We start from the raw sequence: 13,835 nt of genomic DNA, 5'->3' as shown, positions 1-13,835 counted from the left end.
GTTTGGCTCGTAAAGGCTTCGCGGCTGTTCCTCTAAAATATCAGAGCAACCCACCAGGAACATGGTTAATGCGGCCGTTCCTACTAAAGATTTTATATTAAAACGTCTCATATGAGTCTAATTTAAAAGGTAATGTTTAAACCAACCAGGTAGTTGCGGGTAGCGGGCGCATTCGTTCCCAGGGTCAGCAACCTTCTCAGGTTATCAGACAGGGGCACTGCCGCATTCTCATTCCCGAAGGAGTTGGTCTCTGGGTCCATACCGGTTTCCTTGTGGTAAGGAGAGAATAAAACAAACGGATTCTGAGCCGTGGCATACAGCCTTAATTTACCAATACCGGCGTTTTGCAGCCATGCGTTATTGTCAAAGTTGTAGCCCAGGGAAATGGTTCTGATCTTAAGGTAAGAGGCATTGAAGTACCCCAGGGTACTGCCGTATTTAGGGTTATCACCACTTCTTACCCCTTTAGGGTTAGGGTATTTGGCGTCTGTATTCTCTGGGGTCCAGTAGTCTACTTTCACGTTGCCGCGACGGCCACTGAGCATGTTCAAATAGCCAGCGGTCCCGTAGAGTGTGCTGTTCAGGATACCCCCATTTTGGAAAGCACCCACCGCGCTCAAGTCAAATCCTTTAAAGCCTACCCGGGTGTTGAAACCACCCTGAAACTTAGGATTCACGTCTATGATCTGGCGGTCAGAGGAGTTGATGGCTCTTACCGGGGTACCGTCTGCATTATACTCACCGGTATATTTCACCTTAATAGAGCCGATAATGGTGTTGGCTTTGTTAGGGTCACTCTCGCCTGGCTCCAGAATGGTCCTGTACGGATCATCGGCTTGCCAAAGCCCTATTCTTTCATAGTCATAGATAACGTTGATAGGGTGTCCTACAAACCACCAGTTAGCCTCGTCTCTTGGTTGGCTTCCGGCAAGTGCCACCAGCTCATTCCTGTTCGCATAAAGGTTCACACCGGCTTCCCAGGTCCATCCATTTAGGTTGTCCAGGATCAAGCCATTCAAAGAAAGCTCCACCCCTTTGTTTTGGGTTTTACCAATATTAGCAATGTAGCTTCCCACGCCGGTAGTTGGCGGTAGCCCTACTCTCAGCAAGATATCATTGGTTTTGGTCACATAGTACTCCACAGTACCAGACAGGCGGTTGTTCAGCACAGCAAAGTCTAACCCGTAGTTAAAGGTCTCAGAAAACTCCCAGCCCAAGTCATCATTTGGCAACTCAGACACATACAGGCCAGTGGCATAGGTATCGCCAAAGTTATAAGGTCTGGTGCTCAAGCGGCCAAGAGTGGCATAGGGGTCAATGGCCTGGTTGGAGGTTTGCCCATAGCCCGCCCGCAGTTTCAATAGATCTACCACTTTCAGGTTCTCCATGAAAGATTCCCTGGCAATATTCCAACCCACGGATACGGCTGGGTAGGTATGCCATTTTTTTCCGGGGGCAAGTCTTGATGAACCATCTGACCGCACGGTGGCGGTAAGCATGTAACGGTCATCATAAGAGTACATGGCCCGTCCCATCCAGGACATTAAGCCAGACTTGACATACGGCTGATTATTTGGGTCAACAGAAATTTCACCGGCCGCCAGACCAAGGTTGTAGAACTGGAAAGCATCTGATGGAATATCTTTGGCAGCTACGCTTGACCGGTTAAAGGTATTCTCTGAGGCAGAGTAAAGGCCTACCACGTTCACCATATGTTTCTGGGCAAACGTGCGATCATAGGTAATCAGGTTCTCTATGGTCCAATCGGTGGTTTGGGAATTGCTGATAGAAGCGGTAGATATGGTAGAGGCGTTAGAACTGCCAATCCCTTTCCCGGTGTACGACCCGCCATTATTCTGGCGGAAGTTTATGCCAAGGTTGGCACGATACTTCAAACCTTCAACTCCTGGGATTTTTACCTCACCGTAAAGGGTGTTGTACGTGCCAAATCCTCTGGATTGGCTTAACCAGCTGTCACTTAAACTTTCCACAATGTCTCTGTTGTAAGACCATTGCTCATCTAAAGGCATTTTAATGGTTCTTTTCCAAGTACCATCTGCGTTATAGGGGTTGGCAATTGGAGACATGCTGAGCACCCCATACAAGCCCACGTTATTGCCTTCTGTAATATTGTAATTATTGTAAGTAGTAAAGCCGAAGCGCAGGTTTTTGCCAATACCCTGATCAAGAGCACCCCGCATAGAATAACGCGTGTATTGCTGCGTAGGAATGACTCCTTCTTCTTTGTAGTATCCCGCGCTGAAATTATAGCTCCCTTGTTCGGTGCCTCCAGATATACCCAAATCATGGTTCATCTGGATACCGGTTTTATATAACATGTCCTGCCAATCTGTGTTCACATCATTAGCTTCATCTAGCGCGTTGGTGTATTGGCCGGCTGCTTTGCGCAGGGCCACAAACTCGGGGCCGTTCATCATGGGGAATTTAGCGAACACAGATTTGGCGCCCACAAAAGTGCTATAGCTTAACCTGGCTTTTTGCCCTTGTTTGCCCCTGTTGGTCGTAACCAGGATTACCCCGTTCGCGCCGCGGGAACCATAAATAGCCGTAGCAGAGGCATCTTTTAAGATATCAACACTGATAATATCACTGGGGTTGATGTCGCCAATAGAACCGGCAAATGGAATGCCGTCCAGCACTACCAACGGGTCATTGCTGGCGGTAAGTGACCGTGAGCCCCGCACCCTAATCTGCATGGTGGCACCCGGTTGGGAAGAAGACTGCGAGAACTCTACACCAGGCAAACGCCCCTGCAAGGCCTGTGAGATGTTAGCCGAAGGCACCTCGCGCAGCACGTCACCTTTTATGGAGGCCACTGAACCGGTCACGGCTTCCTCGCGCTGGGTACCATACCCTACTACTACCACCTCACCCAGCGTTTGCTGGTCAGATTGCAGTTTCACATCTATGGAGGTACGGTTGTTGATAGCTACCTCCTGGGGCAGATACCCAATGTAAGAGAAAACCAACGTGCCTGTGGCGGAAGGCACTTTTAATGAATAATTTCCTTCCACGTCTGTAGGTGCAGCCGTAGAGGTCCCTTTCAGCAGTACGGTCACCCCTGGCAGCCCCACCCCGGCATTGTCCGTTACTTTTCCAGAGATGGTCACGGCACCAGACTGTGCATAGGCCTGACCACTTACTACAAGAGCAAGCACCAGCAGCAGGGCCAGCTTAAGGATCTCAGCTCCTTTCTGGAGCGAAATCATAGATCTAGGATTCTGGGTAAAATTACCTTTCATAAAATTTTAATTTTTTGAGGTGAATTGTGCTAGTAAGGGTAAGAACGTATGTGAAAATCAGTTTCTCCGGGAGCAGCCATCTCTACGTGCGGCCGCTTGGGTGTCCTCTAAATAACCCTGTACAAAGCAAGGGTCATCCGCCTTCCGTTTCTTAACAAAACCCTGAGCTTTTGGAGAGTCAGTAGTTTTCCAGGGAGTAGTCACCGCTGCAGACAAGGACTTGGCTTCCGTTGCTCTAGGTGACCTTACAAACATGAAAATTATTTTTCATCATTACAACCGATTGCATAAATAATTTTTAAAAACCTGCCTATTTCCTGCATCATAATTCCAAATTTAACAAGCAAGCACCTAGAAGGGCCGTCACAAAATTTCAGAACCAATTGCCGAATTCATTGATATTTTGTTTTACAGGGTAATTATCTTCCTATTTGGCTTGATTTTAGCCTTTTTATTCGTAAAATTTAAATCTACCTCTATTTTCAATCCCCTCACCTACTTACATTCCCCAAACTTTAATCGCATAAATTGCTTGGTTTTTATGAAACCGATTTCATATATTTGTTAGTAAACGAAGGAAGTGGCATGGAAAAAGATATCACCATATATGACATTGCCCGGGAGTTGAATTTATCCCCTACTACCATCAGCAGGGCGTTAAATGACCATCCGGCCGTAAATAAAAAGACCAAGCAGCGCATCTCAGATGCCGCCGCGCAAATGGGCTACCGGTCCAATTTCTTTGCCAGCAACCTTAGAAAGCAGCACACCAACACCATTGGCGTGATTGTTCCCCGGCTTAACAGCAACTTCATGTCAAGTGTGATAGCGGGCATGGAGAAAGTGGCCAATGAAGCGGGCTATAACCTGATTATCTCGCAGTCCCTGGAAACCCTGCAGAAGGAAGTAGCCAACGCCAAAACCATGTTTGACAGCCGCGTGGACGGCGTTTTGGTTTCCCTCTCCTATGAAACCGACACCCTGGACCATTTCGAGCCCTTCATCAACCGCGGTATTCCGGTAATTTTCTATGACCGCGTGGCAGACCACCGCAATTGCACCAGCCTGGTGATTGACAACCTTCAGGCGGCCTACAAGGCCACCACGCATCTCATTGAGCAGGGCTGCACCAATCTTGCCCATATTACCGGTAACCTCAAACGCAACGTCTACGCAGACCGCCTCAAAGGTTTTAAGTACGCCCTTATTGACCATCATCTGGCTTTTAAGGATAGCAACGTGATCATCAACAACCTGAGCGAGGAAGCCGGGGAGGAGGCCGCCAAGAAACTCCTGAGCATGGACAAGTTGCCAGATGGTCTTTTCGTGTCCAATGACACTTGCGCCGTAAGCTGCATCAAGGCCCTCAAGCAGGCCGGCATCTCTGTGCCCGGCGATATAGCGGTCGTTGGTTTCAACAATGACCCAATTTCACGGGTTATTGAGCCAAACCTGACCACGGTAGATTACCCGGGGCAGGAAATGGGTGAAATGGCTGTTAAGGTTCTGTTGCTTCAGATACAAGGGACCGGTGACCGCGCTCCCAGCAATACCATTAATCTGCGGTCTGAGTTGGTGGTGCGGGAATCTTCCCTGAAAAGCAAAGTCAAGAGCAAGAAAAAGTCTGCCGTAGCTTAACCCTACTGACTGCGCATGCTGGGGCCCGCCTATTGCGCCAACCGGCGTGAGCACAAAAAACCACTTCCCGTTTTAGGCCTGTTTTTGCAAAAACAGGCCTAAAACGGGAAGGAAGAAGACACGTCCCCAAAAGAAATGCCCCCACTTTAAATTTGACGCCATGCACAAAAAGTCGGTTTATTTTTCGTTGCTCTTTCTTTGCCTGTTCCTTACCCTGCAAACCGCGCAAGCCGAAGACGGGTATGAACTTTGGCAGCGCTATAAAAGAGTATCTAATCCTGAGACGTTAAAACAATACGGCCAGCTGCTGGAGGAAACCGTGGTGCAGGGCAACTCCCCTACCTTGCAAATTGTAAGGAACGAGTTACAAAAGGGCTTGGTCGGACTGCTGGGGAAACCCATGGAAGTGAAGGCGTCTGCGGGCAAGAAAAACCTACTGCTGGCCGGCACCCCTGCCGGGTCTGCCCTGGTAAAAGGACTGGGCCTGGAGAAAGACCTGAAGGCAGTGGGCCCTGAGGGTTACCTGCTCCTCAGCCACAAGGCCAATGGCAATCACTACACCGTCATTGTAGCCAATACAGACCTGGGCGTTTTATACGGCACGTTCCACTTCCTTAGGCTGCTGCAAACCCAGCAAGACATAAAAAGCCTTTCCCTGAAAAGCAGCCCCAAAATTGACCGCCGCATCCTAAACCACTGGGACAACCTGGACCGCACCGTTGAACGCGGCTACGCCGGCTTCTCCCTCTGGGACTGGCACAAATTACCCGACTATATTGACCAACGCTATTTAGATTACGCCCGCGCCAACGCCTCTATTGGTATTAATGGCACCGTGCTTACCAACGTGAACGCCAATTCCCTGGTGCTTACCCCCGAGTACCTAAAGAAAGTGACGGCCCTGGCAGATGCTTTCCGGCCCTATGGGTTGAAGGTTTACCTAACCGCCCGTTTTAGTTCGCCTATTGAGATTGGCAAATTGAAAACCGCAGACCCTTTAGACCCGGCGGTTAAAGCCTGGTGGCAAGCCAAAGTGCAGGAAATCTACCAATCTATCCCAGATTTTGGGGGCTTTCTGGTGAAGGCCAACTCAGAGGGGCAGCCTGGTCCGCAGAACTACGGCCGCACCCACGCAGACGGCGCCAACATGCTGGCAGACGCCCTCGCGCCCAAAGGCGGCATTGTGATGTGGCGCGCCTTTGTGTATGACAACAACGTACCTGATGACCGCGCCAAGCAGGCCTATTCAGAGTTCAAACCCCTGGACGGCACCTTCCGGAAGAACGTGATGGTACAGGTGAAAAACGGGGCCATTGACTTTCAGCCGCGCGAGCCCTTTCACCCGCTTTTTGGGGCCATGCCCAAAACCCCGCTGGTGATGGAGTTCCAGATCACGCAGGAATACCTGGGGCAAGGCACGCACCTGGCTTACCTGGCCCCTATGTTCAAGGAAACCCTGGAGTCAGACACCTACGCCAAAGGAAAGGGCTCTACCGTAGCCAAAGTAATTGACGGCAGCCTGAACGGCCATTCGCTTTCGGCCATGGCCGGCGTGGCCAATATTGGTACAGACCGCAACTGGACCAGCCATCCCTTTGGGCAGGCCAACTGGTATACCTTCGGGCGGCTGGCCTGGGACCATTCCCTTTCCTCAGAGCAGATCGCGGATGAGTGGATCAGGATGACGTTTTCCAATGAGGCCAAGCTGATCAACCCCATCAAAAACATGATGATGGGCTCCCGCGAGGCCGTGGTTAATTACATGACGCCGCTGGGCCTGCACCACCTCATGGGCTGGAACCACCATTACGGCCCTGGCCCCTGGATCAAAGACAAACCCCGCGCCGACTGGACTTCGGTTTACTTCCATAAAGCCGATGAAAAAGGCCTGGGCTTTAACCGCACTAAAACCGGCAGCAATGCCCTGGCGCAATACGCCCCAGAGGTGCAGGCCCAATGGCAAGACCTGGCAACCTGCCCAGAGAAATACCTGCTTTGGTTCCACCACGTGGCCTGGGACCAGAAGCTGGCCTCCGGGAGGACACTCTGGGACGAGCTTTGCTACAAATACACCGCCGGCGTAGACTCCGTGAAAGCCATGCAGCAGACCTGGGCCGGCCTGGCCAACCAGGTAGACCCCGAAAGGCACAAACAGGTCACTACCTTTCTCAAGATCCAGCATGATGACGCCAAATGGTGGCGGGACGCCTGCCTGCTGTATTTCCAGACGTTTTCAAAAAGGCCACTTCCCGCGGGACTGGAAAAACCGGCGCATACCCTAGACTATTACCAGCAGCTGGACCCTAAGTTTGTGCCCGGCATCTAAAATTCATTGCTTATTACCTTATGAATCAAGAAAATACAACCTCATCCAAAACAGCTATTGTCACTGGCGGCGCCTCTGGGCTGGGCCTGGCCATAGTAGAGAAGTTTATCCGGCATAATATCAAAACCATTGTCATTGGCCGCGATGAGCAGAAACTCCGGCATGTAAAAGAGAAATTCGGGGACCTGTGCCTGCCTGTAGCCTTTGACCTGAATAACCTGAGCGAAATTCCCGCGTTGGTGCAGGACCTGGTACAGCAGCATGGCCAGATTGACATTCTGGTGAACAACGCCGGCATCAATCAGAAAAAGCCTTTTGTGGAAGTAACTGACCAGGATTTCCAGAATATCCTACTCACTAACCTCACCGCTGTGTTTGCCCTTAGCCGCGAGGTAGTCAAAACCATGCTCCCCTTTGGCCAGGGCAACATTGTGAACATCAGTTCCATGGCCGCCCAGTATGGTTTACCCAAAGTGATTGCCTACAGCGCGGCCAAAACCGGGATTGAAGGCATGACCCGCGCCATGGCTACTGAGCTTTCGCCGCTGGGCATACGGGTGAACTGCGTGGCCCCCGGCTTCATTGCTACGGACATGTCGGCGAAAGCCCTGGACAACGACCCCGAGCGGAAGAACAAGGTCCTGGGCCGTACCCCCATGGGCAAACTGGGCGCGCCCGCCGATGTAGCTGACGCCGTGTATTTCTATGCCACCGAAGGCGCCAACTACATCACGGGCACGGTGTTACCGGTAGATGGCGGCAACTCCATCGGGTTTTAACCACGGCTTTTCCAGACAGAACGCTTTTCCGTTTTAAGGCCATTTTTGAAAAAACGGGCTTAAAACGGAAAAGCGCATCCTCTCCTTTTAGAAAGTCTCGCCACAATTTGCTTTCTTTACGCCAACGTTGGCATAACACCTTATCTCACTTACATTATCCTATATTTTATTCATGAGAAAGAGCAGAATCTTGTTTGCGGCCGGAGTGGCAATTGCCTCCTGGGGATGCGTGGCCGGCACCATGAACCAGGAAGAACCTTCTTTGAAAGACGCGTTCAAAAAGGATTTCTACGTGGGTGCTGCCCTTAATTATGCGCAGGCAAGCGGTAAAGACCCTAAAGCCGAGGCCATTATTGCCAAGCATTTCAGCACCATTACCCCAGAGAACCTCCTCAAGTGGGAAAGTGTGCACCCGCAGCCAGAGAAATACAACTTTAAGCCCGCCGATGATTTCGTGGCCCTGGGCAAAAAGTACAACCAGTTCATTGTAGGCCATGCCCTTACCTGGCACCAGCAAACCCCTGCCTGGGTATTTGAATCGGCCCCTGGCCAACCTGCCACCAAGGAGCAGCTTCTTAAGCGCCAGACAGAACACATTATGACCGTAGCCGGAAGGTACAAAGGCCAGATCAACGGCTGGGACGTGGTCAATGAGGCGCTCAATGATGACGGCACCCTGCGCAAAAGCAAATGGTACCAGATCACCGGCGAAGAGTACCTGACCAACGCTTACAAAACCGCCCAACAGGCTGACCCTATAGCCGAACTGTATTACAATGACTATAACCTCTGGAAACCTGCCAAAGCAGACGGAGCCCTGGCCCTGGTGAAAAGCCTACAGGCCAAAGGACTGAAAGTAACCGGTATTGGCATGCAGGGCCATTACGGCTTAGTAAGCCCTTCAATCCAGCAGATTGAGGAAAGCATTATCAAGTTCTCCAAAGTAGGCAAGGTGATGTTTACTGAACTGGACATTGACGTACTGCCCAACCCCAGCAATCGCCAGGGCGCCGACATTGACGCTACCTTTGCTTTTGACAAGAAATACAACGTGTACACCAACGGTCTTCCCGCCGACGTGCAGCAGAAACTGGCGCAACGGTACGCAGACCTTTTCGCGCTGTTCCACAAGCACCGCGACAAGATCACCCGCGTCACCCTCTGGGGCGTGACCGACAAAGATTCCTGGCTGAATGACTGGCCCATTAAAGGCCGTACTAGCTATCCCCTCATCTTTGACCGCAACTACCAACCTAAGCCCGCCCTTCAAGCCATAGTGCAGGCCGTGAAGAAGAAGTAAGTAATTGCCCAAGGTTTTTTCCGGTGCCCAGCTGGTGGTTTGTTTTAAGGACAGCCCACTTGCAGGGCACCGCTGTGTTTAAGAGGTTAGGGTTTCTGTTTTGAGCCTGTTTTTCAGAAAACAGGCTCAAAACGCGAGGGTGAAAGCCGGCCTTTTTTCCAAAGAAAGAAGCCAACCGGAAACATTTTCTTATTCCCCGCCAGCTCCGTAACTTAAGGCCAATTTCCAAAACCTATGATCAAAAAACTATTGTATACCGGCGCCTTGCTGGCCTGCGCGGCTGGGGCAGCCACCGCCCAGAATGCGCCTTCCTGGCTGCGATACCCATCTATTTCGCCCGACGGGCAAACCATTGTCTTCACCTACAAAGGAGACCTGTACCGGGTGCCGGCCACCGGCGGTACTGCCACTGCCCTTACCGCCCATGAAGCCCATGATTTCATGCCCGTTTGGAGCCGCGATGGCAAGACCCTGGTCTTCGCCTCTGACCGCTACGGCAACTTTGACCTGTTCCAGATGCCGGCCACGGGTGGCGAGGCCCAGCGCATGACCTTCCACTCCAGCAATGAATTCCCCTATGATGTGAGCCCGGATGGCAAGATGGTGTACTTCGGATCTGCCCGCCTGGATGCCGCCAGTAACCGCCAGTACCCTGCCTTTTACCAACCTGAACTGTACAAAGTAGCCCTGACCGGCGGCCGCGTACAGCAGGTACTCACCACACCTGCCGAGGAGGTTCGCCTGAGCCCCGACGGCCAGAGCCTGGTATACCAAGACAAGAAAGGCGGTGAAAACCAGTGGCGCAAGCACCATGTGTCTTCCGTGGCCCGTGACCTTTGGAAGTTGGACCTGAAAACCGGCAAACATACCCAACTCACCAACTATGCCGGCGAAGACCGCACCCCCGTGTATGCAGACAATGGCAAGACTCTCTACTACCTGAGCGAAGCCAGCGGTACCTTCAACGTGCACCGCATGGCCGCCGACCAGCCTACCTCGGCGAGTACCCAGGTCACCAAATTCACCAAACACCCGGTACGCTTTTTAACGGCCGCCAACAACGGTCTGCTGTGCTTCAGCTTTGACGGCGAGCTATACACCAAGGCCCCTAACGGCGAGCCGCAGAAGGTGAACCTGACCATTGCCTCTGATGCCAAAACCAACAATGAGCGTATAGTGCCTGTGGCCGGAACCGGCGTCCAAGACCTGACCGTGTCGCCTAACGGCAAAGAGGTGGCTTTCATCTATCGCGGCGAGGTCTTTGTCTCTGCCGTGGAGGGCAGCGCCACCAAACGCATCACCAACACCCCGGAGCAGGAGCGCAACGTGAGCTTCTCGCCAGACGGCAAATCCTTGCTGTACGCCAGCGAGCGTGGCAAAGGTTGGAAGATCATGCAGGCCCAAATTGAGCGTAAAGAGGAGCCGTATTTCTACGCTTCCACGCTAGTGAAGGAAACCGCTCTCATTGACAACGGCAAAGACAATTACCAGCCGCAATTCTCGCCAGACGGCAAAGAAATCGCGTTTGTAGAAGACCGCATTATCCTGAAAATCTACAACCTGGCCAGCAAGCAGGTGCGGGCCCTGCTAACCACCAATGAGCTGTTTTCCATGCGCGAGAACGACCAGTACTTCACCTGGAGCCCCGACAGCAAATGGCTTTCGTTTGAGTTCTCTGAACCCGGTTTCGCCAATGGCGAAGTAGGCATCATCGCCGCCGACGGCAAAGGTAAGAAAATCAACCTGACCGAAAGCGGATTCCAGGACTCACAGCCGCAGTGGATGATGGGCGGCAAGATGCTCATCTGGCACAGTACGCGGGAGGGTATGCGTGCCCAGGCCAACAGCGGCGGGGCCCAGTCAGATATCTACGCCATGTTCCTGACTCAGGAGGCCTTTGACAAGTTCAGGATGAGCAAGGAAGACTACGCCCTCATCAAGGAAGCCGATGAGAAAGCCGCTAAGGAAAAGGAAAAAGCGAAGGAGAAAGACAAAGACAAAAAGAAGAAGGACGAGCCCGCCTCCTTGCCTATTGACTGGGAAGGCCTTAAAAACCGTAAGGCCCGCCTGACTTTGCATTCCTCTACCCTCTCAGACGCCCTGGTGTCTAAAGACGGCGAGACATTGTATTATTTGGCCAAGTTTGAGAAAGGCTTCAACCTCTGGACCACTAACCTACGCACCAAGGAAACCAAAATGGCCGTGACGCTCAACGCCAACCGCGCCAGCATGGACTGGGACAAGGACCTAAAAAACATTTTCCTGTTGGCAGACGGCAAGGTGATCAAACTAGACCCCGCCGCCAACAAGCAGGAAACGGTGGCTATTAGCGGTGACATGAACCTGAACGTGGCCGCCGAGCGTGCCTTTATGCTGGACCATGTGTGGCGCCGCACGCAGAAAACCTTCTACACGGCCGGTTTCCACGGTGCCAACTGGGAAGCCCTAAAGCCAGATTATGACCGGTATTTGCCCCACATCAGCAACAACTATGAGTTCTCTGAGCTTTTGAGCGAATTGCTGGGTGAGCTGAACGTATCCCACTCAGGCGCCAGCTTCTCTAACGTGCCCGTGAACGCCGATGCCACCGCTTCTTTGGGTGTTTTCTTTGACCAGAACCATACTGGCAATGGCATGAAAATAGACGAAGTGATAATGGAAGGCCCATTGCAAAAGGCAGGTCTGGACATAAACCCAGGCATGGTGATTGAGAAAATAGACGGCGAAACCCTTACCGCAGACAAAGACTACGCCCAGTTCCTGAACCGCAAGGCCGGCAAGAACACCCTGCTTACCATTTATGATCCCGCCACCAAAAAGCGCCGTGACATCACCGTAAAACCTATCTCCAGTGGAGAGGAGAACGCCCTGCTCTATAAGCGCTGGGTACGCCGCAACGCCGAGGAGGTTGACCGCCTGAGCAACGGCCAATTAGGCTACGTGCACATACCAAGCATGAATGACCCCAGCTACCGCACCGTGTATGAAGAGGTGATGGGCAAGTACGCCAACCGCAAAGCCATGGTGGTAGACTCCCGTAATAACGGTGGTGGTGACCTGGTAGCCGACCTGGCCATGTTCCTGAGCGGAAAAATGTTCCTGAACTACACCACTGACAATCGCTCTACTGGCTTTGAACCTTCCTTCCGGTGGACCAAGCCTAGTATTGCCCTGGCCAATGAAGCCAACTACTCAGACGGTCATTGCTTCGCTTTTAGCTACCAGAACCTGAAACTGGGCAAACTAGTGGGTATGCCGGTACCGGGTACCTGTACGTTTGCCGGCTGGGAATCTCTGCAGGACAACAGCCTGCGCTGGGGTGTGCCGCCACTGGGCGTGAAAGACGTGCAGGGCCGCTACCTGGAGAACCTGCAGACCGAGCCAGACGTGAAAGTGCGCAACGAGTACGAACTGGTGGCCAAAGGCAAAGACCAGCAGTTGGAAGCCGCCGTGCAAGAGTTGTTGAAAGAAGTAAAATAGACAAAGGACATAAGACGCAAGAATTTTGTCTGTAGAGGATAGAAAAGGCCTGAGAGAATTCTCAGGCCTTTTTGGTTGAAACCATAGCCCGGCAGCTTAAGCTGAAGACCAAACTGCCCAACTGAACGGGCACGTGCACTTCCTTAACCATAAAAGAGGTCACAGGCAAGACCACTACTTCCCACATCTCTAACGCATCAATACAGTAATCAGAGCTCTCCTCCAACACACTAACTGCATAGTGGCTGATATTGCATACGCCCTTGTTTTTAGAATCCTCTCCCATTTCAATACCTACTTCAAACTCCTGACGGGCACCAACCTCACCGCCCTGCGAACGCATTAGGTTTGTTTCTCAAAACTACCGGTTCAATTCACTTTACCCACTAGCCTAAGGCTTACGTACCTGTGTATTGTAATCATATAAGCAGAGCCGATGGAAGAGGTAGAAAAAGAAGATGGTGTTACCCATCCTGATAGAGACATCTTTGACAGGATGAAAGCCGGAGAGCCCATTAGGCTAGACGACCCGCAATACCATAAAGTACAGGAAGTAGTTTCCCGTACCTTACGGCTTATAGTAGGCGTAAACAACGCCACTGGGGTAGAACAGATTCGGGAGAAACTAAGTGAACTGCTAGGAACTGACCTACCAGAGAGCACTACCGTATTTGCGCCTTTTTACACCAACTTCGGGCGGTTTACCAAGATAGGAGAACACGTTTTCATCAACCATGCCTGCTCTTTTCTAGACATGGGAGGTATCACCATTGAAGACCATGTGCTGCTTGGCCCCAAGGTCAACCTCATTACTGAAAACCATCCTACCAATCCCTCTGATAGGAGAGCCCTTCTCTGCCAACCCATTCTCATTAAACGCAATGCCTGGATAGGGGCGGCCGCTACCATCTTACCCGGTGTCACCGTTGGGGAAAACGCTATTGTAGCTGCTGGCGCCGTAGTCTCTAAAGACGTTCCTGCTAATACCATTGTAGGGGGCGTGCCCGCTAAATTCATCAAAACCATTGAGGCATAATCTGGCATTCCTT

At 51.8% G+C, this 13,835-nt stretch carries 8 protein-coding genes; 6 read left to right on the top strand and 2 right to left on the bottom strand.

Going from position 1 to position 13,835, the window contains the following annotated elements; all coding sequences use genetic code 11:
* Positions 1 to 122 precede the first annotated feature (122 nt).
* Positions 123 to 3,230, bottom strand: coding sequence for a SusC/RagA family TonB-linked outer membrane protein (locus ACYVJQ_RS07120; RefSeq protein ID WP_460892380.1), 3,108 nt, complete (start codon positions 3,228 to 3,230; stop codon positions 123 to 125).
* A gap of 618 nt (positions 3,231 to 3,848) precedes the next feature.
* Here ACYVJQ_RS07120 and ACYVJQ_RS07115 point away from each other — a divergent pair.
* From ACYVJQ_RS07115 to ACYVJQ_RS07095, 5 genes are all read left to right on the top strand, one after another.
* On the top strand, positions 3,849 to 4,901 hold the full coding sequence (locus ACYVJQ_RS07115; RefSeq protein WP_460892379.1) for a LacI family DNA-binding transcriptional regulator: 1,053 nt from the start codon (positions 3,849 to 3,851) through the stop codon (positions 4,899 to 4,901).
* 160 nt (positions 4,902 to 5,061) lie between these two features.
* Positions 5,062 to 7,227: an alpha-glucuronidase family glycosyl hydrolase gene (locus ACYVJQ_RS07110; RefSeq protein ID WP_460892378.1), complete on the top strand. Its 2,166-nt coding sequence runs from the start codon at positions 5,062 to 5,064 to the stop codon at positions 7,225 to 7,227.
* Between the two features lie 20 nt (positions 7,228 to 7,247).
* A complete protein-coding gene (locus tag ACYVJQ_RS07105; protein WP_460892377.1) occupies positions 7,248 to 8,006 on the top strand; it encodes an SDR family NAD(P)-dependent oxidoreductase in 759 nt (252 codons plus the stop codon).
* A gap of 172 nt (positions 8,007 to 8,178) precedes the next feature.
* Positions 8,179 to 9,306: an endo-1,4-beta-xylanase gene (locus ACYVJQ_RS07100; protein ID WP_460892376.1), complete on the top strand. Its 1,128-nt coding sequence runs from the start codon at positions 8,179 to 8,181 to the stop codon at positions 9,304 to 9,306.
* 234 nt (positions 9,307 to 9,540) lie between these two features.
* Complete coding sequence (locus ACYVJQ_RS07095) at positions 9,541 to 12,786, top strand: S41 family peptidase (RefSeq protein ID WP_460892375.1); 3,246 nt, start codon at positions 9,541 to 9,543, stop codon at positions 12,784 to 12,786.
* 61 nt (positions 12,787 to 12,847) lie between these two features.
* On the opposite strand, the gene ACYVJQ_RS07090 is transcribed toward ACYVJQ_RS07095, so the two are convergent.
* On the bottom strand, positions 12,848 to 13,129 hold the full coding sequence (locus ACYVJQ_RS07090) for a hypothetical protein (RefSeq protein WP_460892374.1): 282 nt from the start codon (positions 13,127 to 13,129) through the stop codon (positions 12,848 to 12,850).
* A gap of 93 nt (positions 13,130 to 13,222) precedes the next feature.
* Here ACYVJQ_RS07090 and ACYVJQ_RS07085 point away from each other — a divergent pair, with 93 nt between their 5' ends.
* Positions 13,223 to 13,822, top strand: a complete 600-nt coding sequence (locus tag ACYVJQ_RS07085; RefSeq protein ID WP_460892373.1) for a DapH/DapD/GlmU-related protein — start codon at positions 13,223 to 13,225, stop codon at positions 13,820 to 13,822.
* The last annotated feature ends 13 nt before the right edge of the window (positions 13,823 to 13,835 follow it).

It is taken from the genome of Rufibacter soli (assembly GCF_054781795.1).
The sequence above is the reverse complement of the archived record's forward strand: the minus strand, read 5'-3'. Positions and strand labels throughout refer to the sequence as shown.

Coding starts and splice junctions, on each gene's coding strand:
- ACYVJQ_RS07085 (WP_460892373.1), top strand. CDS start 13,223: ATGGAAGAGGTAGAAAAAGAAGATGGTGTTACCCATCCTGATAGAGAC.
- ACYVJQ_RS07115 (WP_460892379.1), top strand. CDS start 3,849: ATGGAAAAAGATATCACCATATATGACATTGCCCGGGAGTTGAATTTA.
- ACYVJQ_RS07120 (WP_460892380.1), bottom strand. CDS start 3,230: ATGATTTCGCTCCAGAAAGGAGCTGAGATCCTTAAGCTGGCCCTGCTG.
- ACYVJQ_RS07105 (WP_460892377.1), top strand. CDS start 7,248: ATGAATCAAGAAAATACAACCTCATCCAAAACAGCTATTGTCACTGGC.
- ACYVJQ_RS07090 (WP_460892374.1), bottom strand. CDS start 13,129: ATGCGTTCGCAGGGCGGTGAGGTTGGTGCCCGTCAGGAGTTTGAAGTA.
- ACYVJQ_RS07095 (WP_460892375.1), top strand. CDS start 9,541: ATGATCAAAAAACTATTGTATACCGGCGCCTTGCTGGCCTGCGCGGCT.
- ACYVJQ_RS07110 (WP_460892378.1), top strand. CDS start 5,062: ATGCACAAAAAGTCGGTTTATTTTTCGTTGCTCTTTCTTTGCCTGTTC.
- ACYVJQ_RS07100 (WP_460892376.1), top strand. CDS start 8,179: ATGAGAAAGAGCAGAATCTTGTTTGCGGCCGGAGTGGCAATTGCCTCC.